We start from the raw sequence: 25421 nt of genomic DNA on the forward strand, positions 1-25421 counted from the left end.
CCGGAATTACAGGATTTCGGAAGCACGGGGTAGTGTCGAAAACACCGAGGTCTTTTCGAGCGTTGGCATTCAGGTCTGCGTCGCCCCCGGCGAACCACTCACCGCGGCCCTCCTCTTGGGGCCTGGACGGGTCAGACGACCATGACGCCGACGCTTGTTTCTCAACCCGCACCGTTGAGGTCCGCCTCGTCCGTGACGCCTCGGGTCGATTCTGAGCTACGGCTCAGCCTCCACCCGGTGCTGGAGCGGTCAGCCGTGGTGAACGGGGCCTGGTGGCCCTACTCCCGCGACGCGGCCGCCGAACTCCCCGATCTCATCGCCGCCGTCGACCAGCGGCTGCAGCGGACCACGCTGCTGGTAGGCGTGCATCGGGACGCGTGGCGGCGCGTCCCATGTCGGATCCCGGCACGTGGACGGACGGTCCGCATCGGTGGGTTCCGGCATGGCGACCCTCACGTGATCGTTCTGTTCTTCGCCTCCGACGAGCCGGTCGCCCTGCTGATCATTCCGCCGGACACCGCCGTCGGCCCTGCCGAGGCCGCGCTCGAGCTCACCGCCCAGAACACCGCCGACCTGACTGGCGATGCCATCTTCGCCCTCGCGCACCTGCCGTCCGATCCCGCTCTCCGCGCGACAGCCGACAGCATGGCCCGCTGGGAGAGCGAGAGCGGCTCGGTCAGCGGGCAGGAGGCGCGGTACTCCATCAGACGGCCATCAGCCCCGGCGTAACCCACGTACCGTCCGCCGACCTGATCGAGCCGGTTCAGCCACGGCAGACCGGGCCGGCTTTCCAGCCGGAGGGCATCTCATCTCATTTCAGCTTCTCCAAAAGGGGAGACTTCCATGACCGCCATCGACACCGCGCCACTCGACCCGTCAACGCCGACCACCGTCCACTTGTCGGGGGAGATCGACATCTTCACCAGTCCAGCGCTTCGCCGGCAACTGATGAGCACGCTGCACTACAGCACGAGCCTGCTCATCCTCGACCTGTCGAAGGTGTCGTTCTGCGACGCCGGCGGCTTGGCCGTCCTGGTCGGTATCCAGCGCCGCGCCCGGTCGATGGGCATCACGATGGCCCTGACCGCGCCCCGCCCGTTCATGTCCCGGCTGCTGCGCATCACCGGCCTGGGCCGCGGCCTACCGATGGTGGCGTGAGCGGGGTGGGGTTCCGCGCGACGTGGCGGGCAGCTTCGATCACCAGCAGGTGTGCAAGCGGCAGCGCCGGCTCTCGGCAGTTGACTGCGCCTGCCCCGTTCTGGCGGACATGTTCCCGACTGACAGAAACCGTGGGATGTCGAGAGGGAATGCCGGTCAGTGCCGAGTGGACGCCAGCAGGCTATACGAGGGTTGTTCACCTGGACCGGTTGGGGCTTTGGAATGTCGAATAGCGCGCTGGCGGCGGTAATGACAGGTTGCACGGCGTCGAGGACAAGATCTCTCTGGGCTGGGGTGTGCTGATTGGAGCCGGCCGGCCGGCCGGTGATGGTGTCGCCACAGGTCCGGCGTCTGCTCTGCCCGGCGTGGGGATGCCCTCGGGAGACGTTCCGGGAGCAGGTGCCTGAGCTGCTCGAACGCTACCAGCGTCGCACCTTTCTTCGTAGCGGTCAGGCAGGGTCGCGGAGGAAGGTTACGACGTCGGTGGCGAACTCGGTGTGGTGCTGGAAGAGGAACCCGTGTGCCGCGTTGGGGTAGATCTTGATCTGGGCGTGCGGGATCAGGCCCGCGAGCAGGTGGGAGTAGTGCGGCAGGATCATCGGGTCGCTGTCGCCGTTGGCGACGAAGACCGGCATCGTCAGGCTGCTGAGCCGCTGGAGCCGGCCGTGGTCGGGTATGCCCCAGATGCAGATCGCGTCGTACTGGGCCTGGCGGGTCTGCCAGGTCGTGGACGCGTCCCGGTCCTGGGTGCGGGAGTAGGCACGCATGAGCACGGCCTGCCCCGCCTGGCGGCTTGCCGGCGACTGGGTGAAGAAGATGTCGAGGTACTGCTCGGGACTCGTTTCGGGGTTCCCGATCGCGCCGATGACCTCCGGTGCCCAACCGTGCATGCCTGCCGCGCCTTGCGGTGCCGAGGATGCGAGGACCATTTTGCGTATCAGGGCCGGACGGGTCAGCGCGATCTGCTGGGCGACGAAGCTACCGAGAGAGAACCCCAGCAGGTCGACCCGATCCAAGCCGAGAGCGGTCACGAACGCGATGGCGTCGGCCGCCATTTGCTCGACGGTGTTCGGTGTTGTCCCGGATGAGCCGCCGACACCGGTGTTGTCGAAGGCGATGACCTGTCGGTCGGTGGCCAGTGCGTCGATCAGGGCGGGATCCCAGTTGTCGAGGTTGCCGCGGAAGTGTTGGAGGAGCACCAACGGGACCGCGCCATCGGCGCTCTTGCCGCTCTCGCGGTAGAGGTACGTGATGCCGTTGGCGGCCTCGATTCGCTGGTGCGGGAGGTCGGAATATGAGCTTGTTGACATGGGCATGCCCTTCTCTTCGAGCTTGTCGCTGTCGGTGGGAAGATCCATGGTTCGCCCTCCGAAGGTGGGTGGGGATCCGTAGGTTGACCGCATTCGGTGGGCCTGGCCCCCGATTCCAGGCGATCCCGGTGCTGTTGCCTTGCTTGGTTGCGTGAAGGCGGCGGCGATGGGCTGATGGGTTAGAGCCAGCCGCCGGCGATGTACTGGACGGGGTCCTGCCCGGGGTTGTCGCGGATGCCGTAGACGGCCTGGGCGGTGGCCCACAGGACAGTGCGTCCGAGCCGGTCGGGATAGCGGTCGACCATCTCGTTGAAGTAGTCGACAGCGGTCTTCTGGGTGCGGAACAGTTCCTCGGCGACGTCGAGGTATTCGCGTGTCTCGGCGATGGTGCGGGCCGCGTCGTCGTCGCGGTCGGCGTTCTGGTGACCGGCCACGATGTGGCGTGCCCCCAGCGACTCGACCCGGTCGATCGCCTGCCGCCAGGCGTCCAGGCCCGCCAGCGAGGTCTCCGACAGGTACAGGTGGGCGCCGTTGTAGATGACGTCGCCGGCGACGACGAGCCCGAGATCGGGCACGTGCAGGACAGTGGAGGCGTCGGTGTCGGTGTAGCCGGCCTCGACGATGACCAGTTCGTTGCCTTCGAGGGTGAAGCGGTTGCCCGGCACCGTCACCGCGGTCACCGGTGATTCGGGGATGCCCGGGTAGACCTTGTCCCAGACGAACGGCCGGGCGGCGACGTTGGCGTGCATCTGGCCGATCGTCCCCTCGCCGGCTACGACGCGGGCGCCGAACCGCTGCGCGAGCAGGTCCGTGTTGAACCAGTGGTCGCCGTGGCCGTGGGTGATGAAGATGTCGGTCAGCCTCCGGTTCATGCCGGCGACCCAGTCGCCCAGCGCGTGCGCCTGGTCGGTGGTGAGGCCCGGGTCGACGAGCACAGCCTCCTCGGCGCCGTAGATCAGGGTGCTGGCCAGCGGCGGGAAGAGCCGCCGCTCTCCGTTGGGGAGGTCGCCGCTGTCCTGCTGGGGCGACTTGTTGATGAACACCTTGTGGGTGAGGCCGGTCGGGCTCATGATCGATGATCCTCTCTAGGTATACCGATCGCTTTACTTAGAGGCGAAGCTACGCCTCCTCGCGACAGAAGTAAAGTGGTCGCTATACTTACGGGTATGGCGACAGCGGAACCGGCCAAGACCTCGCGCGGCGGGCGTGGAGCGCGTGAGCGGATCCTGCAGGCGGCGCAGGAGCTCTTCTACACGCGGGGCATCCACGCCACCGGGGTGGCGGCACTCATGGACGCCGCGCACGTCTCCCCGCGGACCTTCTACGTGCACTTCCCGACCAAGAACGCCCTGGTGGTGGAGTATCTGCGCCGGATCGAAGCAGACAAGACGATCCCCGCCGAAGCGGAGCTGGACCGCGCCGACCTGCCCCCTGCCCAGCGGCTGCTGGCGATCTTCACCCCTATCGAAGGGGCGCTCATCCGTGGATGCCCCTTCCACAACGCTGTCGTCGAGGGGGCGGGCGAGCTCCCGGACGTCGCCCGTCTCGCGCAGCATCACAAGCAGGTCTTCCGCGATCGGCTGGTGGCCACCGCTGCCGAGGCCGGAGCGGCCGACCCCGCCGTCCTCGGTCGGCAACTCACCGTACTCTTCGAAGGCGCCAACGCGCTGGCCGCCTCCTGCAACGACGCCGAGGCGTTCACCGACGCCCGGAGAGCCGCCGCCACGCTCCTGGACGCAGCCCTGTCGACCGGCACACGACCGACGCACCGGGCCGCTCCGTAGGAGAGTGCGTGAGTAACGAAGCTCCTGCAGACAGCGGGTTCGGAACCTGTCAATTTGATCAAGGCAGCTGAGCTGGATTAATTCTGTGTCGAGTTCTTTGTGGCGACCTCTTGGACGGTGTGTTCGGGCTTGTTGATCCACGCCGGGCCGGGCAGGTCAGGCGGGGTGGGGTGTGCCGCCGCCGGCGAACCGCTCGGGGTGGGCGCTCTGAGTGGCGGTCAGGATTGCGGCGCGCCGGTCCCGGATGGCGGCGGCTCGGCCGTAGTGCACGTCTTGAAGCTCGCCTCCACGTACGGGTTGTCGTTGCTGGTCTTCGGGCGGGAGTGGGACTTGGCCACACCCAGGTCGATCAGCGACTCGGCGACGGTCTTCGATGTCATCGACGAGCCGCGATCGGCATGCAGGGTGAGCGTGCCGGGATCGATACCGTGCTTGCGGGCGGTCTGGGCGATGAGCATCGTGAGGCCCAGACCCGGTTCGGGGCGTCTGCGACCAACTCGGGCGCCGTCCGGGGCGGGTGAGTGGCCTGCCGGCGCCGATCCCGGCCGACCTCGCCGTGCTCGCGCAGGATCCGGTACGTCGTGGAGACCGATGCCCGATAGGTGCCCTCATCCAGCGGGGTGAAGGAGGCCGTGGCCGGGGCGGCGTCGGCGAACCGCTCGTTGAGCACGGCGCGGACGCGCTCGCGTTCGGCCTGCGACAGCGCGGCCGGGTGCGGCTTACGCACTCGAGCCGGGCGGACCTGGGCCGGACTGCGGCGGTTGTTGCGATACCAGGTGGCCTGCGCAACCCCGGCCGCCTGGCCCGCCTTGCGCCGCCGGAGCAGCGGTGTGAGCTCGATGATCGCCTCGTCCTGGGCGGCCTGGAGGAGCCGGCTCACCGCTCGCCCCGAGCCGTCGAGGTCTCGCTGCCGGTGGCGGGCTGATCCAGCAGCGCGAAGAGCTTTCCCTGCACCTCGATCACCTGACGGGTCTTGCCAGGCTCGGCGCGCAGCCGCTCGACCTGCGCCTGCAGCGCGTCGATCCGCTTGTCCCGTGGATCCGCCTTCGGCCGACCGACCGGCCGGGCCGGCGCCTGCTCCGCGCCATGGTCCCGCGCCGCGCGCCAACTGGAGATCAGCGACGAGTACAGGCCCTCCCGGCGCGGCAGCGCACCCTTGCCGGCCTTGTCGAGCTGGTCGTACTCCTCCAGGATCCGGGCCTTGTAGGCCGGAGGGGTACGTCGTGACCGGGTCGTGTTCCCTGGCTTCAGCCGACCAAGGCACACCAAAGTCGCCGGTCTGTGCGCCGGACGGCCTGCCGTCCCGACCGGACGGCTCATTCTCGACGCGCTGGCCGGGATCCGTCTCGTTCCGGGCACCGGCCAGTCACCCCCGACCATCCCGCAACCCTCCAACCTCCAGCTCCGTCTCTCGGACCCCTCGACGTCGACATGGGGAAACAGGACTGGCTGCCTACTTGGAGTCACTCAAGAGAACTTCGGCCTTCAGAAGCAGCGGTCGCGATTGCGGTTACACCTTCTCTTCCGGCGAGCGGCGAGTATCCCAGGATGTGCTCGCGCAGCAGCACGCCAACGTGTGGGTCACCACGCTCGAACGCCGCCACGAGTGGTTCGTGGTCGGCGGCGTTCTCCACCGCTCGCGCCCGAAACAGGCGAATCGACAGGTGTGTCCACACTTCGATGCCGAGAGATTCCCACACCGACAGCAGTACGTCGTTGCCAGGCGCTTTGACGATCTCGCGGTGGAAGGCCACGCCGTGGCGCACCTGGTCGATCAGGGAATCGGTGGCGGCCGCCTCATGCAGCCGGGCGAGATGGACGCGTAGGGCCGCCACGGGCGGGAGGCGCAGCCGCACGGCCGTCTCCTCCAGGCCCGCCCGCACCTCGTAGACCTCGCGCAGATCCGTCTCGGTGAACCTGCGGATCCGCGCGCCCCTGTTGGGGGAGGACTCGATCAGTCCCAGCGCCTCCAACTCGCGCAACGCCTCGCGCACCGGGGCCTGGCTGACGCCGAGCTCGGCAGCGAGTCCGCGCTCGACAAGACGGTCGCCGGGCCCCCAACGGCCGTCGATGAGGCCGTCGAGCACAGTCCGCCGGATCTGATCACGAAGCGGTGAGCGGATGACAGGTTTCACGGGCACGATAGTAGTACAGACATCAGATGATCGATCATAGGGTGTTTAATGGTTGCTATGGAGAAAGATCTCGATCCGCAGGAGACCGCCGAATGGCTCGAATCGCTGGAGGCGGTCCGGCGGGTAGCAGGCTCGGAACGGGCCGACTTCCTGCTGCGAAAGCTGGCCACGAGCAGCCGCTACATCAACACCGTGCCGACGGGGGAGGAGCCCCCGTATCCGGGTGACCTGGGGCTTGAGGAGCGCATCGCGGCCTACGACCGATGGAACGCCGCCGCCATGATCACCAGAGGCAGCAAGCTGGGGCTCGGCGGGCACATGGCGACCTATGCCTCGGCCGCCTGGCTGTACGAGGTGGGCTTCAACCACTTTTTCCACGGCGAGCACGATCAGGTCTATTTCCAGGGCCATGCCTCACCGGGGATCTATGCCCGCGCTTTCCTGGAGGGCAGGCTGAGCCGCGACCGGCTGGACCTGTTCAGGCGCGAGCCTGAGGGCGGGCTGCCCTCGTACCCGCATCCGCGGGCCATGCCCGGCTTTTGGCAGTTCCCCACCGTGTCCATGGGCCTCGGCCCGCTCAATGCGATCTACCAGGCCCGTTTCAACCGCTATCTGCATCACCGCGGCATCAAGGACACCTCGGACGGCCACGTGTGGGCCTTCCTCGGCGATGGCGAGATGGACGAGCCGGAGTCCACGGCCGCCCTCACGCTGGCCGCCCGGGAAGGGTTGGACAACCTCACGTTCGTGATCAACTGCAACCTGCAGAGGCTCGATGGGCCCGTACGCGGTAACACCCGCATCGTGACAGAGCTCGAAAGCGTGTTCAGGGGCGCGGGCTGGCATGTCGTCAAGGCGCTGTGGGGCTGGGAGTGGGACGAACTGCTCCGCTCCGACGAGCTGGTGGCCAGATTGGCCGTGGTGCCCGATGGGCAGTTCCAGACGTTTGCCGCCGCCGACGGAGCTTACATCAGAGAGCATCTGTTCCGAGGGCTGGACGTGCCGTACTCGGACGAGGACCTGCGGCGTGTCGTGGGCGGTTCACGGGCCGGTCACGAGCCGCGCAAGGTGTATGCCGCCTACCGCAGAGCCTTGGACAACCGCGGCGCCCCCACCGTGATCCTCGTGCAGACCGTCAAGGGCTGGACGCTTGGCGCCGGCGTCGAGGCGCGCAATGCCAACCATCAGATGAAGAAACTCAGCCATGATGAGTTCCGCACCCTGCGCGACCGGCTCGGGCTGCCCGTGTCGGATCGCGAGCTCGACGGCGACCTGCCACCGTACCTGCATCCGGGCCCCGACTCGCCGGAGGCCCGCTACGTGGCCGAGCGACGGCGTGGCTTGGGCGGCCCTGTGCCGAACCGGCGAGTCTCCTACCGGCCGCTGGCCGCGCCCGGCGAGCGCCCGTTCCGCGCGCTGGAGAAGGGCTCCAAACAACCGGTGGCAACGACGATGGCCTTCGTCCGCCTCGTCAAGGACCTCATGAAAGAGCCGGAGACGGGACGCCGCTGGGTGCCGATCGTGCCCGACGAGGCCAGGACGTTCGGCATGGAGTCGCTGTTCCCCTCGGCCAAGATCTACTCGCCGCTGGGCCAGCGCTACGAGGCCGTCGACCGAGACATGCTGCTGTCGTACAAGGAGGCGACCGACGGGCAGATCCTGCTCGAAGGCATCACCGAAGCCGGATCGATGGCCTCGTTCACCGCCGCGGCGTCCAGCTAAGCGACGCATGGCGAGGCCATGATCCCTTTCTACATCTTCTACTCGATGTTCGGCTGGCAGCGCACCGGTGACCAGATGTGGGCGCTGGCCGACCAGCTCGGCCGCGGGTTCCTCATCGGGGCCACGGCCGGCCGGACCACGATGACGGGGGAGGGCCTTCAACACGCGGACGGGCACTCCCAGCTCCTCGCCTCCGCCAACCCTGCGTGCCTGGCCTACGACCCCGCCTTCGCCTACGAGGTGGCCGTGATCGTACGCGAGGGCCTCAAGCGCATGTACGGGCCCGACGGCGAGGACGTGTTCTACTACCTGACCCTCTACAACGAGGCGCTGCCTCAGCCGGTGATGCCGGAGGGAGTTGAGGAGGGCATCCTCAACGGCATCTATCGGTACGCCGTCGGCGGCGGACAGGCCCACCTGCTGGCCAGCGGCACCGCGATCCATTGGGCGCTGGCCGCGCAGCGCCTGCTGCAGGAGGAGTACGGCTTGGGCGTTGACGTCTGGTCCGTCACGTCATGGAGTGAGCTGCGCCGTGATGCCATGGCTGCGTCGGGCGCGCCGTACCTGCGTAAAGCCCTGGCCGGGATCGACGGCCCGGTGATCGCGGTCAGCGACTGGATGCGTGCCGTTCCGGACCAGATCCGGCCATGGATTGACCGGCCATGGACGTCACTCGGCACCGACGGGTTCGGGCTGTCCGGCAGCCGCGAGTCCGTGCGCAGGCACTTCGGGGTCGACCCCCGATCGATTGCCGACGCAGTGCTCAAGGGCGTCGAGGAGTCTGCCAGGGGATGAACCGGGGGACCGGCCCCAGGCGGCGGCCCGGTCCTCAAGCGCGGCTCAGGCGTCGGTTCCACAAATCTGACCGCGAAAGAGGAAGATCACTGCGCCGGGTCGGGCTGGACCTCCAGCCAGTCGCGCGGGTCGGGGGCCGGCTGGTCGGGCAGGACGTACCCGGTGATGTTGTAGCGGTGCTCGCGAACTCGGCAGGGAGGACGGCCTCCAGGCGCTTGCCCCTTACCTCGACCGTCACCCGTTCCCGCGCCCCCGGCTCCTGCCCGCTGGCAACCGGGCCCAGGTAGGGGGCGATCCGGTTGTCGAATTCGGTCTCAATCCAGCGGGTAACACCTACCGGCCCGCACCGCGTCCTCGGCAACGGGCGGCTCGACATGACGTCGGTCCTGGAGGCCATCGAGGGCCGCACGGGGCCGGTGGTGGCACCGGCACCCGTCCCGGAGAGGGGTCGCGGCCCCTTTGCCTGTGGTGCGGGAGCTACTCGGCGTTGAGTGCGAGGTACTTGGTCTCCAGGTACTCGTCGATTCCTTCGAAGCCGCCCTCGCGGCCGAGACCCGACTGCTTGACCCCGCCGAACGGGGCGGCGGCGTTGCTCCGCCCGTGGGGTGGTCAAGCGCGGTGGTACTGGACGGGGGTGGCGACCTGGCCCCCGAGTTCCTCTGCGGCCCGACGGGCCCAGTAGGGGTTGCGCAGGAGTTCGCGGCCCAGCAGGACGGCGTCCGCCTGGCCCGAGGTGATGATCTGCTGGGCTTGGGCAGGCTCGGTGATCATGCCGACGGCCGCGGTGGGCATGCCAGCTTCGTTGCGGACCTGCTCGGCGAAGGGCACCTGGTAATGAGGGCCTGTCACGATCTTGGCGCCGGGGGCGTTGCCGCCGGTGGAGACGTCCATCAGGTCCACGCCGCGGGCGTGGAGTTCCTTGGCGAAACGGACGGTGTCGGCCGCGGTCCAGCCGTCACGGTCATCCTCGGGGTTCTCGGTGAGCCAGTCGGTGGCGGAGACGCGGAAGAAGACCGGCAGTTCCTCGGGCCACACCGCGCGTACGGCGTCGACGACCTCCAAGGCGAAGCGGGTCCGACCCTCGAACGAGCCGCCGTACTCGTCGGTGCGGTGATTGCTGTGCGGGGAGAGAAACTGGTGGATCAGGTAACCGTGGGCTCCATGGATCTCGACGACCTCGAATCCGGCCTCGAGCGCGCGCCGGGCGGCGGCGGCGAACTCCTGGACGATCGCACGGATGTGGTCCGTGGTGAGTTCCTCGGGCGTGGTCGACGCGGGAGCGAAGGAGGTCGCGCTGGGGCCCAGCGGAGTCCAGCCGAACGGCTCGTCCGGGGTGATCGGGCGCCCGCCGTCGACCCAGGTGCGCTCGGTGGACGCCTTGCGCCCGGCGTGGGCGAGCTGGATGGCGGGGACAGTGCCCTGCGACTTCAGGAACGCTGTGATGCGCTGGAACGCGGCTACCTGAGTGTCGTTCCAGATGCCGAGGTCATACGGGGAGATCCGGCCCTCGGGGCTGACCGCGGTGGCCTCGGTGATGATCAGGCCGGTCCCCCCGGAGGCGCGTGCGGCGAGGTGGGCGAAGTGCCAATCTGTCGGGGCGCCCACCGTTTCGCCCTGCGGCTCCGCGCTGTACTGGCACATCGCCGCCATCCAGATCCGGTTGGGGACGGTCAGCGATCTGAGGGTGACCGGGGTGAACAGAGAGGCCATGCCGAAACTCCTGATACGCGCCTGATTGGTCGGCCGCCAGACGAGAGGCGCGTCGCCCGCGCGGCAATATACAGAACACTCACAATAATTGCATACGCTTGCTATTTATTCCTGTCGGTAACCAGCGCATGCAAGCATACCTCGTAAGGAACCCCAGGAGCTCCACGGCGAGGTACGGCTGGATGTGGCCGAGCGGCCATCGCTCGGCAGCGCTGCGAAGATGGGCGGCCCGGCGTGGCTTCACGGTCGGTGGCGGCGCTGAGGTCCAGGTCGGCCCGCTGTGGGCCTCACCTGTGGTCGCGGAGGAAGGCGGAGATGTCGGCGCGGGTCGGGTAGTTCCGCAGGGGCGACGGCTCGGCCTGGAGGAACGCCGTGATGACGGCGGCGGCGCGCTCGTTGTTGTCGTCGAGGCCGTTCCACATATGGTGTCCGACGCCGGGCATGTATTGGGTTCGTTCGATGGCGGGGTCGGCGGCGAGGATGGCGGTCTCCCATTGGCGTACCTGTGACGAGCATTCGGCGATCATCAGCATCGCGGGGGTGCGGGAGCGTTTCAGCTCGGAGGCGATGGAAGGTGAGTCCTTGATCGTCTGCATGATGCGGAGGCTCGCGGCAACGCTGAAGGAGAAGTTCTCCGCGGTGTCCTCGGCAGGGATGCGGCCGGCGTCCTGCGCGCAGTAGGCGGAGGCGGTGTCGCTGCCGAGGTCGGCGGCTTTGAAGGCGTTGATGCCCTCGGCCTGCGTGATCAGGCCGGTGTCGGGCGGGAGGAGCCCGAGTTGGATGAGGCCGAGCGCGACGGCGTACCGGGGGACGCGCGTCGCCCGCGGTCCGGTCGGGGCCGGTACGAGGCCGCGCGCGGACGGTCGTCCCTGTTGCCCGCTGATCAGCGCGGTGGGACCGTCCATGGGGCCGGGCTCGGCGATGATCGCCCGGTGCACGTGGACGGCGACGTCCGGGGTGGCCAGGGCCCGGGTGAGCACGACCGCGCCCGCGGAGAATCCGAGGACGTCGACCGGGCCCTTGTCCAGGCGATCGATGAAGGCGGCGAGGTCACGTACGGACCTGGAGATCGTGTACTGCTCCATGGGCAGCAGGTCGCTCCGTCCGCCGCCGGGCTGCTCGTAGGCGTACACGTCGTAGCCCTGTCCGGCCAGGAGCCGAAGGAAGCGGTGGTCGAGCACGGCGATGTCACGGACGGGCCCTCCGTGGAGGTACACGAGCGGCGTGGGGCGCCGGGGGGCGCCGGAGGCGGGGGGATAGTGGTAGACGGCGACCCGGCTTCCCGTGCTCAGGCTCCAGTGTTTCGTCGCGACGAATGGCAGGTCGGGCGGATACTGCCGGGTCGTGGGGGTGGTGGGGACGCAGACCGACGCCGTGAGCGCGGCGGCGACGATCACCGGCGCGAAGGGCCACAGCCGGCCCGGCCAGGTACGGCCGCGGCCTCGCCACAGTGCGGCGATGACTCCGGCGCCGAGGGTGGTCAGCCAGGCGGCGATCCCCGAGCGGGCGCCGTCCGTCAGAACGATGAGGGTGAGGAACAACCCGGCCAGCCCCACGACGGCGAGCACGGCGAGGATCAGACGGCCGATGAGGCGGAGGGGAACGGTGAGTGGCATCGACGGTTTCCAAACGTTGTTTCAAAACGACGTTTGGAAACGCTACCAGCTCGGCTAGGCTGGTCGTCGTGGGAAGGCCGAGAACGAACGACGACACCGTGAAGGACCGCCTCATCGAGTCCGCGACCGAGATGTTCGCGACCTGTCCACGGGAGTCGATCACCATCCGTGCCCTGGCCGCCGCCGCAGGGACCGCGACCGCCGCCGTCTACTCGCTGTTCGACGGCAAGGACGGGCTGATCGCCGAAGTGCGCGACAGAGCGGTCGCCGGGCTGTCCCAGGAACTGCTGGCGGTGGTGGCCTCCGATGACCCCCTCGCCGACCTCTACGAGCTCGCGGTCGCGTACCGGCGGTGGGGACGCGAGCACCGCCACCTCTACATGGTGTTGTTCGGCGGCGTGCAGAGCTTCGACCCGTCCGGCGACGTGGGTGCCGCAGATCCCGTCAGGCCGCTCATTGAGGCGATAGACCGCGCTCTGTCGGCCTCCGCACTCTCGGGGGACGCGACCTCCATCGCGCTCTCGCTCTGGGTGACCCTGCACGGGCTGGTGACTCTCGAATTGGCCGGGGCCCTCGACACCGCCACGGCCGAGGCCACGTTCCGCTCGACGATCCCCGCCGCGCTGCGTGGCTGGGCGGCTTGACTTCGCAGCGTCAGTCTACGCAGCGCTCTCAGACTGTCCCTCGCCTGACGGAGCTACGCGGACGTCGCGCGGCGGGGACGGCTCGTGGCGCTCGGCTGCGAATGTGAGGACTGCGGCGGGTCCGGCAAAGGATTTCCAGAAGCTGCTGGACGGGCTCGTCAAGGCGGCAAGGCCGTGGGCTGATGGGACGTCGGCGCGTCAGAACCGGAACCGTACGATGCGGGTGGACCGTTTCATGCCTGGCAGCAGGTTCATGAGGCGATACATGCGGCGTATGTTCGCGGGTGCCTTGGCCATCAGCACCGGTGAGTCGTTCATCGGCGCCTCGTCGACGTATTCGAGCCGCGGGTGCCAATCGGCCAGCCCGGCCGGGTCGTTGAAGCCGCAGTGGAACTGGGCGTCGTATTTGCGCAGCGAGGGGTCCCATTTCGAGGTTCGCCACGCCCAGACCGCCACCGTGTCGAGCTGTATCCGGCCGGTGGGGAAGGCGTCGACGACGCTGGTCAGCAGCCGCCGGACGTCGGTCTCGGTCAGGTAGGGCACCAGTCCCTCGGCGATCATCAGCACCGGTCGGCCGCGGGGGACGCGTTCCAGCCAGGTCAGGTCGGTGACACTGGAGTCGATCAGGGTGTAGTGCTCGCGCGGCGGCAGGAATTGTTGCCGCAGTTCGATGACGGACGGGTAGTCCAGGTCGTACCAGTCGACGGTGGCGGGCGGGTCGATCCGGTACACCCGGGCGTCGAGGCCGCAGCCCAGGTGCAGCACCACCGCGTCGGGGTGGTCGGCGAGGAAGCTTCGGGCCCAGTCGTCGTGGGCCTTGGCGCGCACCACCGCGGCGAGGCCCAGCTGGCTGGTGCCGAATCTGCGGTTGTCGTAGTCGGGGTCGAGGCGGCGCATCGCCTGCTCGGCGTATTCGTCGCCGAGGATCGGGTCCGGCAGTCGGTTGTCCAGTGCTTTGGCCCTGAGGACGGGGCTGAGGGTCTTCTGCACTCCGACGAGTTCAGTGTCCTTCACGACAGCGACATTACTCGTATTTCACGAATTTCGTGAAGTTTGCGAATAGCTCTAGACTGTTGAGGCCGCGACGAGGAAGGGAGCTTCGGTGACGCGAGCGGACGAGGGCGTCATCGCCGTCTTCCAGGAACGGTTCGCGCAGATCATGGTCGAATACGGCATGCCCCGCATGGCCGCACGCGTGTACGCCGCGCTGCTGGTCACCGACTCCGGCAAGCTGTCGGCCGCCGAACTCGCCGAGCGACTGGGGGTCGGCGCGTCGGCGATCTCGGGGGCGGTCAAATACCTGGTGCAGGTGCGGCTGGTCGAACGCGGCCGCGAACCCGGCACCCGGCACGACTTCTGCCGGATCCACGAGCACACCTGGAGCCACTTCGTCAGCCAGTCCGACCCGATGCTGGCCCGGGTGCAGGTCGGCGCCGACGAGGGCGTCGCGCTGTTGGGTCTCGACTCCCCCGCCGGGCGGCGGCTGGACGAGACCAGCCGGTTCTTCGCGTTCATACGCGAGGAGATCAACCAGTCGATGGCGAAGTGGCGGCGGCTCCAGGAGGCCGGACGCGAGGTCGGCTAGGGCGACGTCAGATCATCCTTTGCCCCCGCGACGTCCTGCGCCGCCTGCGGCTTCTCATCCGGCCCGCGGGTCCACGGAGAGCTCACCACGCTCGGCATCACGATCGCTCGTCCACGGTCTGGGAGATCCTCAAGCAGGAAGGCATTGATCCGGCACCCGATCGGGCGTCCACCACATGGGCCGACTTCCCGCGCTCCCAAGCCGAAGCTCTACTGGCATGCGACTTCATCGAGACCGTCACCCTTGGTGGGCGGCGTCAGTACATCCTGGCCGTCGTCGAGCACGCAACCAGACGCATCCGCGTACCTGGCACCACCGCGCACCCGACCGCGAGCTGGGTCGCCCAGGCCGTTAAGAACCTGGTGATGGGATCTGGAGGACGCCGGTTGCCAGCTCCGTTATCTGATCCGTGACCGGGACGGGAGGTTCCCGGCGCTCATGGACGAGATCCTGGCCGAGGCCGGCATCCGGACCGTGCTCACCGTCCGGATGCCGCGGATGAACGCGATCACGGAGCAGTGGGTGCAATCGTGCCGCCACGAGCTTCGCGACCGCTGCCTGCTGTGGAACGAACGCCACCTGCGGCACGCCCTGCGCGAGTACGAACAGTTCTGCAACCGGCACCGAGCCCACCAAGCCCTGGCCATTCTTCCGATCATGCGACCAGCTTCGTACCGGCTCCGCGCTCGCCGTGAGATGCGAATGTTGCAGGCTTTCGACAGGTTGTTGAACAGGTGCATGGTCGAAAGGTGGGGTGGGGCTACTTCTCAGGTACAGGGGTGCCGTCGCAGCCGCGGTCGATGCGGCCCGTGTCGAAGTACGACACGAGCTTGGCGGCGCAGTCCGGCACGCGCAGGACGGAGCCGTGCACGTCGTCGTCGACGGTGAAGACCGTGCCGCCGATGGCCGCGTGCATCTGCTTGGTCCACTCGTACAGGGAGACCGCTTCGTAGCGGTGTCCGGACAGCACCAGCGACCCCTTGGTGCGGCGCACCTTCGTCTCCTGCACCGGCAGTGGCCAGCCGGCGCACTGGGCGGTGAAGGGGACGGCCCGCCCGGTGACCGGGTTGCGCTCGAGTCGCCGCTGGTAGGTGGCCCAGGCCTTGGGGAAGCCGAGCCGGCTGGGGTCCTCGTTGCAGAAGACGGCCTGTCCGGTGGTCGCGTTGAACCGTTCCGGGGCGTTGGGCGACGGGGGCCGCATGCCTCCCTGCTCGAGGAGTTTCTTGAGAGCGGGTGGTGCGGTGTCGCCCCCTTCCCGCATTTCCTTGAACGCCTGGGCGACCTGCGGCCAGTCGGGGGCGCTCTGGATGGCCAGCATGGCGACCGTGGAGCCGTCGGCGACCATCTGCCAGTCGCTGTAGTGCTTCGGATCGGCATCATAGGCGCGGCGCAGGGCCAGCACCGCGGTCCGCACCTTCTCCGGGGTGCTGCCGAGGCCGTAGGTGCCGTCGCGCTCGGCGATCCAGGCGGCCATCCGCCCGAAGTTGCGCTCGGCGCCCGCGGCGTGGCCGTCCTCGAAGTCGTCCAGCCGGAAGGTCACGGGCGACACGCTGTCCAGGAACATCCGGCCGACGCTGCCCGGGAACGTGCTGCGGTAGACCGCGCCGAGCCAGGTGCCGTAGGAGACGCCCAGGAAGCTGAGCTTGGGCTCACCCAGCGCGATCCGCACCCGGTCCAGGTCGCGGGCCGAGTTCAGGGTGGTGAGCCGGCCGAGGAAGGCGGGGTCGGACGTTCCGCAGGCCTTGTTCCTGGCCACCCCGCTGTCATGGGCGCGCTCGGCCGCCGCCTTGGTCAGCGGCCCCGGCTCCGGCGGCTGTCCGCCCATGGCCGGGCAGTCGGCCTTGGTGCTGTAGCCGACCCCACGAGGGTCGAACCCGATCAGGTCGTAGCGGTCGTTGAGTTCGGCGTTCACCCGGTTCATCGAGGCGATCTGGAGCGGGAACAGGTATCCGGCGCCGCCCGGCCCGCCCGGGTTGAGCGCCAGGCTGCCCAACCGGCGCTTGTGGTCGGCGGCCTTGACCCGCGTGATCGCGATGGTGATCTGCCGTTCACGTGGCTTTCCGTAGTCCAGCGGAACGCTGACGGTTCCGCATTCCATCCGGCCCAGCAGAGCGCGGAACTTCCGCAACTGCTCGTCGGAGGTGATGAGTGATCGCAGGTCGTCGTCGGAGTAGGTGCGGCAGGGCTGCCACTTCACCGGCTCCTGGGCTTGCGCGGTCGCGGGCGAGCCCGCGACCAGCGATGCGAGAGTGAGCGCGGTCACGGCGACGGCTGTCGCCACGCGGCCTGAAGGCAATTCACGTCGGATCATGCGGCCAACCCTGCTGGCGACCCTGCTGCACCCGCGTCTGCCCTCGGCCGTACGTTCACCTCTGTCGTCAGACGTACGACCGAGCCGCCGAATCAGACTTTCGATGGACGCGGGCGCGGGTGGCGCGGCCGTAAGCTCACAGGATCATGACGGCCGTTCGCACGTGGTCACGCTTGCCGGTGCCGCAGGACGCGGCGCTGGCCGCTGTGCTGCTCCTGATCTGCGTGCTGGTCAACGACCCGAATACGATCGTGGCCACGACAGCGGGTCCCCTCGCCACCGGAGGGCCGGGCGTACAACTCACCCTCTGGTGGGCGGCGACGGCGCTGATCGCGATCGCCGTCACGCTGCGCAGGCGCCTGCCGCTCCCGATGCTCGCCGGCTGTGTGCTCGCCGCCGCGGTGCACGTGGCGCAGGCCGCACCTCTCATGATCATCGATCTGAGCGTGCTGGTCCTGCTCCATGCCGTTGCCGCCCGCCACGAGCGGACCGTCTCGCTCGCCACCCTGGCCGGCCTCCTGCTGCTCGTCACCGGATGGAGCCTGTACGACGCGCGTCCGATACCCGGGCCATCACATGTGCTCTCGACGGGCCCCGGCCTCGACACAACCTCCCGGCCGAAAGAGGTCATGACGGTCCACCGCAGCGCCTCCGCCGACACCTGGAGTGGCCTGTCGGTGCTCGGATCGGCCCTGGTCGCCTCCTGGGCGATCGGCTCCGGCACCCGCAGCCGCCGCGCCTACCTCGACGAGCTCCACGCGCACGCCCGAGACCTCGAACGCGAACGCGACCAGCAGGCGGCGCTCGCGGCGGCCGCCGAGCGCGGGCGGATCAGCCGGGAGTTGCACGACGTCGTGGCCCACGGCCTGTCCCTCATGGTGATCCAGGCCCAGGGCGGCGCCGCGGCGCTCGGCAGCAACCCCGTCGGCACCCGGGCCGCGCTGGAAGCCATCGTCAGCACCGGGCGCGCCTCCCTCGCCGACATGCGGCACGTGCTCACAGCTGTGGGAGAGGTGGACGACGCCTGGCATCCGCAACCCGGCCTGGCGGACCTGTCCGCCCTGCTCGCCCGGGTCAACGGGGCAGGCACACCCGTGGGGCTGCGCGTGGAGGGCTCGCCCGCGGCGCTGCCCTCGGCGGTGGATCTGTCGGCGTACCGCATCGTGCAGGAGGCTCTGACCAACACCATGAAACATGCCGGAACGGGTGCCGCCGCCAGCGTGATCCTCACCTACCGCGAGACGGAGATCGCCATCGAGATCAGCGACAACGGCCACGGCGGGACCACCGACGCCGGCGGCGGCAACGGCCTGCGTGGCATGCGCGAGCGCGTCAAGCTGTTCGGCGGCACGTTGACGGTCGGCCCCGGGCAGCAGGGCGGATTCGCCGTACGGGCAGCGCTACCGGTCCGGGGACACACCGCATGATCCGCGTTCTCCTCGCCGACGACCAGGCCCTCGTCCGCACCGGATTCCGCATGATCCTGGACAACGCCGACGACACGCAGGTCATCGGAGAGGCAGGCGACGGCGGGCAGGCGGCGAAGATGGCACTCGACCTCCAGCCCGACATCGTGCTGATGGACGTACGGATGCCCGACATCGACGGCGTCGAGGCGACCCGCCGCATCTGCGCCGGCACCAGCCGGACCCGGGTCCTGATGCTGACCACCTTCGACCTCGACGAGTACGTCTACGCCGCCCTTCACGCCGGCGCCAGCGGATTCCTCCTCAAGGACACCCTCGCGGACGATCTGCTGTCGGCCATCCGCGTGGTCGTACGAGGCGACGCAGTCATCGCGCCCAGCGTGACCCGGCGCCTGCTCGAACGCTACGTCGGCATCGGCACCGCCCCGGTCACCCCCACGGTCGGCCTCGACGTCCTGACCGAACGCGAACGCGAGGTGCTGAGCCTCATCGCCCGCGGCCTGTCCAACACCGAGATCGCCGGCTCGCTCTTCCTGTCCGAGGGCACCGTCAAAACGCACGTCAGCCGCGTGCTCACCAAACTCGGCCTGCGCGACCGCGTCCAAGCCGTCGTCTATGCCTACGAAAGCGGACTGGTTCGCACAGGCGCCACCTGAGCCGGCGGAGGGGGACACTCAGGCGGCCGGCGGCGTGTAGCGCGCGAGCTGCCTGCTCTGTGCCACCAGGACACCGTCCGGCCGCCACAGCCGGCCGTCGACCTCGACGTAGCCGTGCCGCAGGAGAGTCGATTCGAACCACACGAAGTGCCAGCCGTCCCCCGGCCGTCCTCTCCAATGAACGGTGAGGTCGACGGTGACGACGCCGCCGCCGAAGCCGAAGTGCCGATGCGGTGGCGGCGGCCAGGAGTCCATCAGCAGCGGCACGGTCGTGGCGCCGAGCGGGGTCCCGTCGGCGAACCGCGTCCAGCCGCCGACTTGGGGAGGGCCGGAGGCCGCCCCCTCGAGGAACTCCACCGTCTCCGCCGAGGGCGCCCTGCGGTCCAGGCCCGGCCCGGACCGCGATCGGCGGGCGTGCGTACCTCCAGCTCGGCTCGCAGTTGCGGTACCAGCATGAAGCGCGGCGTGTAGTACTTCGGAGTGACCTTCCCGCCTCGGGTCCGGCAGGCGCTGCCCGCCGGCGCCTCGCATATCGGACAGTCGAAGGACTCGACCGCGGCCGCCGAATCAGCAAGATCCCTCACGTCGCAAAACGATCGTGAGCCGGGCTGTGAGAGAAGGGTTTTGCGAGGGGTTATAGAACGACGCCCAAGGACAAACCGGACAGCTTTGGGTGGCGCACCGCCGTCTCTCATAGCTGAGGAGTTCTGACACCCTTGTGCAGGGTTGGGCTCGCCCTGCGCCCCGTCAGCGGCGGCGCGCGGCGGGGTCGCGGCCCTGCAGCCAGCGGGCCAGGGCCTCGGGGGAGACGCGAACGTACTTGGCGAGGGACGTGACGGAGGTGTGGCCGGGGTAGGCCACCAGGGTGGAGGTGGCGGGTGTTTCCCCAGGACGGCACCGGGGGGAGCGCGGCTGGATCCAGCGGGCAGGAGAAAGAAGCCCTGCGTCACACGGCCGCCTACATGACGGCGATCATCGTCGACATCTCCATGGCGTTGTGCCTCGCGTGTGTGTGGGCGGCTCCGGCGGCCGCGTCCGCCAGCGTCGGCCATCGCCCTTCGCCGACACCCAAGCTCCTTTTGATCTTTGCCTCACCAAGCTAACGAGACAGCTCGGACATAAGTGCCCGAGTACGGGCCGCGCAGGAGCTGCGGATCGCCAGCCTGGTCGCCGACGGCCTGTCCAGCAAGGAGATCGCCGCCCGGCTCTTCTCAGCCCGCGGACGGTCGAGTATCACCTCTACAGGATCTATCCGAAGGTAGGAGTCGGCACCCGTACTGAACTGACGTCCCTAGTAGTTCTACAGAAGGCACCGGTAGCGGGACAGGACATGCTTTGAACATGCCCGAGAACAACATCTGGAGCGAAGAGTTCGGCGCCGCTACGGACGCGCCGATCCTGCTGATCATGGGTTCGATGTCGCAGGGCGTCCTGTGGCCGGACGCGTTTATCGGCAGGCTGACGGCCGGTGGCCGGCGCGTGATCCGATACGACCACCGCGACACCGGCCGCTCGGACACCATCGACTTCGACAAGGAGCCTTATACATGGGACGACATCAAGAACGACGTACTGCGGGTGATGGACGCGCATGGCCTGGACAGCGCTCATCTGGTCTGCCACTCGGCGGGCGGGCTGCTCGGCCAGCTGATCGCGGTGGAGCGGCCGGAGCGGGTGCGCACACTCACCGTCATCGGCTCTTCGCCGCTCGGCGGCGCTGAGGGCGCGGTGATCATGCGGGCGTTGATGGGCGAGCCGCAGCCCGAAGGCAGCCTGCCACCGCCGGCGCCGGAGTTCGTCGAGTTCTTCCGTGAGCTGGTCACGAGCCCGCCGCCCGCCAGTCGGCGCGAGCAGATCGACCTCATGATCGCCGAGCAGCGCGTCCTGCACGGGACGGGGTTGCCCTTCGACGAGGACGCCGCCCGCCTGCTGCAAGAACACATCTACGACCGGGCCCGCGATCTGTCCGCCGTGGCCAATCACCGCCGGGCCGCGGCGGCGAACCCGGACTTCGAGCCGGTGGGCGTCCTGGACCAGATCAAGGCGCCGACCCTGGCCGTCGAGGGCACCTGCGAGCCCGCCAAACCCGGTCACAGCGCGCTCATCGTGGAGCGGATCCCAGGGGCGCGGCTGATGATGGTGGAGGGGATGGGGCACACGCTGCCGGTGGAGGTGCACGAGGAACTGGCGACGGCGATCCTCGCGCATACGGCGACATGATCGCCCTGCCAGGGCGTGGGCGCCGCCCCTGAGCGGGGCGGCGCCGGGCTTCAAGGAATGACCGAACATTTGGCTCAAATGATGACAAAAGGCCTTTAGCCTATGCAGATGATCTCCTACCGTCCTACCGTTCCGGCTGACCTCGACCACGTGACCAGGTGGAGCGTGGCCGAGCCCGTCGGCTGGATCCCCGCCGACCGTTACCTCGCAGATCTGGCCGAGAACATGTACCGGCCGGAATGGACGTGGATCGCCGAGGTTGATGACCAGGTCGTGGGACGGGCGCTGTGGTGGGGGCCGAAGGACGGTGCGCACCCGGTCGCGCTCGACTGCCTCGACGTGGATTCCGCCATGGGCGACCGCGCTGCCATCGCCGCCGAGCTGATCAGGGCCGCGCTGGCCGGATTCCCGCAGCCGGTGCAGTACGCGATCAAGGCAGCCGGCGGCTGGCGCGACGATCCGGCCACCTCGATGGCCGTGGAATGGCGGCGGGCGGCAGCACACGCGGCCGGCCTCACTCGGGAAGTGGAGCGGCTGCAGTTCGAGTGGACACCCGCCGACGGGGTGCCCCCGGCGACCGGCGTGCTGCGGTTCGCCGAGGCTTCCGACGAGGAGTTCCTGACGGTATTCACGAGAATCGCCGACGGCAGCCTGGACGCCCAGACCCGTGCGAACCTGGCAGCCAAGGGCGTGGACGCGACCGCGCGCGAAGAAATGGACTTCTATCTCAGGGCGCCGGGCAAGCGGGAGTGGTGGCGGATCGCCTATACGCACGAGGGCGAGGTGGCGGGAATGGCGATCCCCTCGGCAACGCCGTACAACGTGAACGTCGGGTATCTCGGGGTGGTCCCGGAGTTCCGGGGGCGCGGCTACGTGGACGAGATACTCGCCGAGATCACCCGCATCCACGCGGCCAACGGAGAGCTCCGCATCACCGCCACCACCGACGTGGGCAACGCGCCGATGGCGGCCGCGTTCGGGCGCGCCGGATACCGCAACACAGAGATCCGGATCAACCTGTCCAACGACCTCCGGCCCTAAGAAGTCCTAACAGAATGATCAGCGGGTGAGGCGGCGCCAGCAAATGATGGTGGCGGCGAGGGTCATGAATGCTTCGTGGATGTCGTCGCGGATCTCCCAGCGGATGCGCAGGCGGCGGAACCAGTGCAGCAGGGCGATCGTCTGCTCGATTACCCGACGATGTACACCCAGGCCGGAGCCGTGCGGGGTTCCACGGCGGGCGATGATCGGCTTGACGCCTGTGGCCCAGACCGTCCGGCGGTACTTGTCATGGTCGTAGCCCCGGTCGGCGTACAACACCTTCGGGCGTTGGCGCGGCCGGCTGCGCACCGGCGGGATCGACCGGAGCAGCGGCATGACCTGGGTGACGTCGTTGCGGTTGCCGCCGGTCAGGCTGAGGGCGAGGGGGATGCCGTTGCCGTCGGCGATGACGTGGTGCTTGGAGCCCGTCTTGGCACGGTCGACCGGGCTCGGACCTGTTTGGGCCGCCCTTCAGCGCCCGGATGTGGGAGCTGTCGATCACCGCCTTGGACCAGTCCAGCTTGCCCGCGGCATGCAACTCGGCCAGCAGGAGTTCGTGCGGCTTCTGCCACGCCCCGGCCTGATGCCAGTCCCGCAGCCTCCGCCAGCAGGTCATCCCCGAACCGAAGCTCAGCTCTTGAGGCAGGAACTCCCAGGCGATACCGGTGTAGAGCACGAACAAGATGCCCGACAGGACCCTCCGGTCATCCAGGCGCCTGCGGCCCGGATGATCAGTACGGCGCGGCGCGACCGGCAGCAACGGTTCGATTCGCGCCCACAGCTCATCCGAGACGATCCACGGTGGCTGCTCGCCCTTCCTCACACCCGTGATCAACTTGAGAGCGATCACCAGTATTCCTAGATCATTTTGTTAGGACTTCTTAGCCACCGGGGCCGGCCGATGCCCCCACCCGCCGTCAACGACCACCATGACGAACTAACAAAGTACTACTACAAGGCACGGATAGATGTGCAATGACGAATGCCCAGGTAGCGAGGCATGGCGAACGCCCGTACCGCCGAACTGTGGTCGGATCCCCGGCGGGATAGCCGGCTGTCTCGAGCGATTCGAGGCCGTGGCCGTCGACGAAACGGACGTGTAACCGCAAGCCGGCGAAACTCGCGTCACAACGAGAGGGTCGCGTTGTCGCTACCTTGGCGAGCCTGCCGGCCGATCATGGACACCAGGGTCGAGACGAGTTCCTCGGCCGTGACGTGCCACTTGTCAGCGGACAGGTGCCCGCTGACCTCCATATCGGTAATCCCGTGCACGCTGGTCAACAGCAGCGCCGCGAACTGACGGGTGTGCTGTGCGCCGACCAGATCGCCGACGATGGCGAGGAACTCGTCCTGGGCGCGGTCGGCCGCCTGGCTCGCTGCCTGGACCGCGGCCGGGTCTCCGGCCGGGGAGGCGAACATCAGCCGGTACAGGTGCGGCTGACGGCGGCCGACCGTCATCAGCGCGGACAGAGCGCGGCGCAGCTTGTCGGCCGGGGGCACCCGCAGATCGACGCGCACGGCCTGCACCTGATCCGCGAGCCGGTCCAAGGCCTCGGCTGCTATGGCGGTCAGCAGGCTGTCCTTGTCGGGGAAGTGCCGGTACGGCGCTCCGCGGGTGACCCCCGCACGCGCCCCGACCGCGCGCAACGTCACCGCGTCCGGACCGCCGGTGTCCAGCAGGCCGGCGGCCGCATTCAGCAGGGCACGGCGTGTCGCGGCGGCGGATTCCGCGCGGCTGACCATGCCGATCACTATACCGTTGACACTGTCATCTGAGATGCCTACCGTTGTTCAGGTGACAATGTCATCTGAAACTCGAGAATGCGTCGTCGTGACCGGAGCCTCGACCGGGATCGGCGCGGCGTCCGCTCGCGAGTTGGCCCGCCGGGGATTCCATGTCCTCGCCGGCGTTCGCCGCGAGCGGGACTACGACGCGCTCCGTGCCCCAGGCGTCGAGCCGGTCATCCTCGACATCACCCAACCCGACCACATCGCCGAGCTGGCCGCCCGCGTCGGCTCGCAGGCAGGTGCGCTGCGGGCGTTGGTGAACAACGCCGGCATCTCCGTCAACGCCCCGGTCGAGGCCCTGCCGCTGGACGAGTGGCGCCGGCTGTTCGAGGTCAACCTGTTCGGTCACGTCGCCGTCACACAGGCACTGCTGCCCGCCCTGCTGCGCCACTCCGGCCGGGTGGTCAACATCAGCTCGGTCGGCGGGAAGATCGCCATGGCCACCTACGGCCCTTACGCGGGCACGAAGTTCGCCCTGGAGGCGGTCAGTGACGCTCTGCGCAGGGAACTCACGCCGCTGGGCGTGCGGGTTGTGGTCGTCGAGCCCGGCGGGATCCGCACAGAGATGGCCGACCGGGGCATCGCCACCACGAGCCGACTTGCCGAGGCCATGTCACCGGAACAGCGGGATCGCTATGGGCCGCTGGTCCAGGCGGTCACCGCGCAGACCACCGCGTTCACCACAGGCGGCAAGTCCGCCGACGATGCCGCCCGGATGATCGCCAAGGCCGTGACAGCCGGGAAGCCTCGCACGCGCTACACCATTGGTCGCGACGCGGCCCTGCTCACCCGCCTGTCGCGGGTGCTGCCGGACCGGATGCTCGACCGCATCTTCGCGGCCGGCCTCCGTCCGTACTACCCGAAGACCACTACTGCGTGAAACCCACGTTCGAGCAAGCAGCGGCTGAACACGCGATTGCTGCAGGTAGGGCCTGACCCATTGGTAGCTCTTTGTACCTGGCTCTGCGCTTGAGGTCGTATGACGTCGCGGCGGGACCGCATCCAACCCGGCGAGGTCGGGGTGCGGCGCGGGGTTCCCGGGTTGCGCCGGGACGAGGGGGCCGTGCTGGCCGGGGCGTCGATCGACTACTACAACCTGCCGAGTAGAGGTGCGGCGCGCAGCCGTCAAAGCCTGGCCGGCCGACCATTCGAGGTCGGTGCGCTCAGCTTCGGCCGCGTCGCGGAGGACGGTACGGAGAATCCCGCGGCGCAGGAACTCCTCAGACCGGCCCTGCCCCACCGCGTCTATACCCGCAGCCACCTGCAGTACGTCGTCGAGGCGGCCGCCCGCGTCGCCAATCGAGCCGACCGGGTGTGCGGTTACCGCATCATCCAGGCCCCATGCGCGCTCCGCCACTTCACCGCCCGCCTCGCCCCCGTGGAATAGCGCTGGGATGCCGGATCTTGTTGCGGTCCTCTCCCAAGCCGGAAAGCCAGCCCTTGGCCTGAAACAACCTGATCAAGCCAGTGGGGGTCCGCACTCGGATCCCGCTCGCCCTAGGGCACGGCGCCGCCCTCA

General features: G+C 68.7%; 24 protein-coding genes and 2 pseudogenes. 12 read left to right on the plus strand and 14 right to left on the minus strand.

What is annotated here, in order from left to right:
• Window positions 1-141 precede the first annotated feature (141 nt).
• Both AB0L65_RS31800 and AB0L65_RS31805 read left to right on the plus strand, forming a co-directional pair.
• Entirely contained in the window at window positions 142-729 is a 588-nt protein-coding gene (locus tag AB0L65_RS31800; RefSeq protein WP_364252611.1) for a DUF5994 family protein, read from the plus strand.
• 114 nt (window positions 730-843) lie between these two features.
• A complete protein-coding gene (locus AB0L65_RS31805) occupies window positions 844-1158 on the plus strand; it encodes an STAS domain-containing protein (RefSeq protein WP_364252614.1) in 315 nt (104 codons plus the stop codon).
• Between the two features lie 449 nt (window positions 1159-1607).
• On the opposite strand, the gene AB0L65_RS31810 is transcribed toward AB0L65_RS31805, so the two are convergent.
• Window positions 1608-2516 carry an alpha/beta hydrolase gene (locus tag AB0L65_RS31810; protein WP_364252617.1) on the minus strand — a complete coding sequence of 303 codons (909 nt, stop codon included), beginning with the start codon at window positions 2514-2516 and terminating at the stop codon, window positions 1608-1610.
• Window positions 2517-2647: 131 nt separating this feature from the next.
• On the minus strand, window positions 2648-3538 hold the full coding sequence (locus AB0L65_RS31815; protein WP_364252620.1) for an MBL fold metallo-hydrolase: 891 nt from the start codon (window positions 3536-3538) through the stop codon (window positions 2648-2650).
• A 96-nt stretch (window positions 3539-3634) separates the two neighbouring features.
• On the opposite strand from AB0L65_RS31815, the gene AB0L65_RS31820 reads away from it, so the two are divergent.
• Entirely contained in the window at window positions 3635-4252 is a 618-nt protein-coding gene (locus AB0L65_RS31820) for a TetR/AcrR family transcriptional regulator (RefSeq protein ID WP_364252623.1), read from the plus strand.
• A gap of 218 nt (window positions 4253-4470) precedes the next feature.
• Here the strand turns inward: AB0L65_RS31820 and AB0L65_RS31825 are convergent, their stop codons facing one another.
• The 4 genes from AB0L65_RS31825 to AB0L65_RS31840 all read right to left on the minus strand — a co-directional run bounded on the left by AB0L65_RS31825 (window position 4471) and on the right by AB0L65_RS31840 (window position 6387).
• Window positions 4471-4632 carry a hypothetical protein gene (locus AB0L65_RS31825; protein WP_364252626.1) on the minus strand — a complete coding sequence of 54 codons (162 nt, stop codon included), beginning with the start codon at window positions 4630-4632 and terminating at the stop codon, window positions 4471-4473.
• Window positions 4629-5132, minus strand: coding sequence for a hypothetical protein (locus AB0L65_RS31830; protein WP_364252629.1), 504 nt, complete (start codon window positions 5130-5132; stop codon window positions 4629-4631). Before AB0L65_RS31830 ends, AB0L65_RS31825 begins: the two co-directional genes overlap by 4 nt.
• The gene (locus AB0L65_RS31835) at window positions 5129-5572 is read right to left on the minus strand and encodes a hypothetical protein (protein WP_364252632.1); all 444 of its coding nucleotides are present in this window, start codon (window positions 5570-5572) and stop codon (window positions 5129-5131) included. Before AB0L65_RS31835 ends, AB0L65_RS31830 begins: the two co-directional genes overlap by 4 nt.
• 143 nt (window positions 5573-5715) lie before the next feature.
• A complete protein-coding gene (locus tag AB0L65_RS31840) occupies window positions 5716-6387 on the minus strand; it encodes a GntR family transcriptional regulator (protein WP_364252635.1) in 672 nt (223 codons plus the stop codon).
• 48 nt (window positions 6388-6435) lie between these two features.
• Between AB0L65_RS31840 and aceE the strand changes: the two are divergent.
• Window positions 6436-8859 (plus strand): annotated as a pseudogene (aceE, locus tag AB0L65_RS31845) (pyruvate dehydrogenase (acetyl-transferring), homodimeric type); the annotation flags it as partial.
• Window positions 8860-9381: 522 nt separating this feature from the next.
• Here the strand turns inward: aceE and AB0L65_RS31850 are convergent.
• The 3 genes and pseudogenes from AB0L65_RS31850 to AB0L65_RS31860 form a co-directional block, all read right to left on the minus strand.
• Window positions 9382-9486, minus strand: a pseudogene (locus AB0L65_RS31850) (aldehyde dehydrogenase family protein); the annotation flags it as partial.
• Window positions 9487-9513: 27 nt separating this feature from the next.
• Complete coding sequence (locus AB0L65_RS31855) at window positions 9514-10614, minus strand: NADH:flavin oxidoreductase/NADH oxidase (RefSeq protein ID WP_364252638.1); 1101 nt, start codon at window positions 10612-10614, stop codon at window positions 9514-9516.
• Between the two features lie 287 nt (window positions 10615-10901).
• Complete coding sequence (locus AB0L65_RS31860) at window positions 10902-12230, minus strand: alpha/beta hydrolase (protein ID WP_364252641.1); 1329 nt, start codon at window positions 12228-12230, stop codon at window positions 10902-10904.
• A 68-nt stretch (window positions 12231-12298) separates the two neighbouring features.
• Between AB0L65_RS31860 and AB0L65_RS31865 the strand changes: the two genes are divergently transcribed.
• Window positions 12299-12874 carry a TetR-like C-terminal domain-containing protein gene (locus tag AB0L65_RS31865; RefSeq protein ID WP_364252644.1) on the plus strand — a complete coding sequence of 192 codons (576 nt, stop codon included), beginning with the start codon at window positions 12299-12301 and terminating at the stop codon, window positions 12872-12874.
• A gap of 198 nt (window positions 12875-13072) precedes the next feature.
• On the opposite strand, the gene AB0L65_RS31870 is transcribed toward AB0L65_RS31865, so the two are convergent.
• Entirely contained in the window at window positions 13073-13888 is an 816-nt protein-coding gene (locus tag AB0L65_RS31870; protein WP_364252647.1) for a class I SAM-dependent methyltransferase, read from the minus strand.
• Window positions 13889-13976: 88 nt separating this feature from the next.
• Between AB0L65_RS31870 and AB0L65_RS31875 the strand changes: the two genes are divergently transcribed.
• Window positions 13977-14459 carry a MarR family transcriptional regulator gene (locus tag AB0L65_RS31875; RefSeq protein ID WP_364252650.1) on the plus strand — a complete coding sequence of 161 codons (483 nt, stop codon included), beginning with the start codon at window positions 13977-13979 and terminating at the stop codon, window positions 14457-14459.
• 760 nt (window positions 14460-15219) lie between these two features.
• Here AB0L65_RS31875 and AB0L65_RS31880 read toward each other — a convergent pair.
• Window positions 15220-16770 (minus strand): alpha/beta fold hydrolase, encoded by a 1551-nt coding sequence (locus tag AB0L65_RS31880; protein WP_364252653.1) that lies wholly within the window; start codon window positions 16768-16770, stop codon window positions 15220-15222.
• 146 nt (window positions 16771-16916) lie between these two features.
• On the opposite strand from AB0L65_RS31880, the gene AB0L65_RS31885 reads away from it, so the two are divergent.
• A complete protein-coding gene (locus AB0L65_RS31885; protein ID WP_364252656.1) occupies window positions 16917-18197 on the plus strand; it encodes a histidine kinase in 1281 nt (426 codons plus the stop codon).
• On the plus strand, window positions 18194-18853 hold the full coding sequence (locus tag AB0L65_RS31890; protein WP_364252659.1) for a response regulator transcription factor: 660 nt from the start codon (window positions 18194-18196) through the stop codon (window positions 18851-18853). The genes AB0L65_RS31885 and AB0L65_RS31890 overlap by 4 nt, the downstream gene beginning before the upstream one ends.
• 18 nt (window positions 18854-18871) lie before the next feature.
• Here AB0L65_RS31890 and AB0L65_RS31895 read toward each other — a convergent pair whose 3' ends face one another.
• Window positions 18872-19210 carry a hypothetical protein gene (locus AB0L65_RS31895; protein ID WP_364252662.1) on the minus strand — a complete coding sequence of 113 codons (339 nt, stop codon included), beginning with the start codon at window positions 19208-19210 and terminating at the stop codon, window positions 18872-18874.
• 984 nt (window positions 19211-20194) lie between these two features.
• On the opposite strand from AB0L65_RS31895, the gene AB0L65_RS31900 reads away from it, so the two are divergent.
• Window positions 20195-21073 carry an alpha/beta fold hydrolase gene (locus AB0L65_RS31900; protein ID WP_364252665.1) on the plus strand — a complete coding sequence of 293 codons (879 nt, stop codon included), beginning with the start codon at window positions 20195-20197 and terminating at the stop codon, window positions 21071-21073.
• Window positions 21074-21181: 108 nt separating this feature from the next.
• The gene (locus AB0L65_RS31905; protein WP_364252668.1) at window positions 21182-22114 is read left to right on the plus strand and encodes a GNAT family N-acetyltransferase; all 933 of its coding nucleotides are present in this window, start codon (window positions 21182-21184) and stop codon (window positions 22112-22114) included.
• 18 nt (window positions 22115-22132) lie between these two features.
• Here the strand turns inward: AB0L65_RS31905 and AB0L65_RS31910 are convergent.
• Together AB0L65_RS31910 and AB0L65_RS31915 are read right to left on the minus strand one after the other, a co-directional pair.
• Window positions 22133-22910, minus strand: a protein-coding gene (locus AB0L65_RS31910) for an IS5 family transposase (RefSeq protein WP_364252805.1) whose coding sequence is annotated in 2 segments (ribosomal slippage) — window positions 22133-22577 and window positions 22576-22910 — 780 coding nt in all. Because the reading frame shifts where the segments join, the coding sequence is not laid out codon by codon here.
• A 329-nt stretch (window positions 22911-23239) separates the two neighbouring features.
• Window positions 23240-23857: a TetR/AcrR family transcriptional regulator gene (locus tag AB0L65_RS31915; RefSeq protein ID WP_364252671.1), complete on the minus strand. Its 618-nt coding sequence runs from the start codon at window positions 23855-23857 to the stop codon at window positions 23240-23242.
• A gap of 58 nt (window positions 23858-23915) precedes the next feature.
• Between AB0L65_RS31915 and AB0L65_RS31920 the strand changes: the two genes are divergently transcribed.
• Window positions 23916-24782, plus strand: a complete 867-nt coding sequence (locus AB0L65_RS31920) for an SDR family oxidoreductase (RefSeq protein ID WP_364252674.1) — start codon at window positions 23916-23918, stop codon at window positions 24780-24782.
• A 99-nt stretch (window positions 24783-24881) separates the two neighbouring features.
• Window positions 24882-25289: a hypothetical protein gene (locus AB0L65_RS31925; protein WP_364252677.1), complete on the plus strand. Its 408-nt coding sequence runs from the start codon at window positions 24882-24884 to the stop codon at window positions 25287-25289.
• Window positions 25290-25421 lie beyond the last annotated feature (132 nt).

Origin of the sequence: Nonomuraea sp. NPDC052116 (assembly GCF_040680035.1) — a bacterium.
GTDB classification, from domain to species: Bacteria; Actinomycetota; Actinomycetes; order Streptosporangiales; family Streptosporangiaceae; genus Nonomuraea; species Nonomuraea angiospora_A.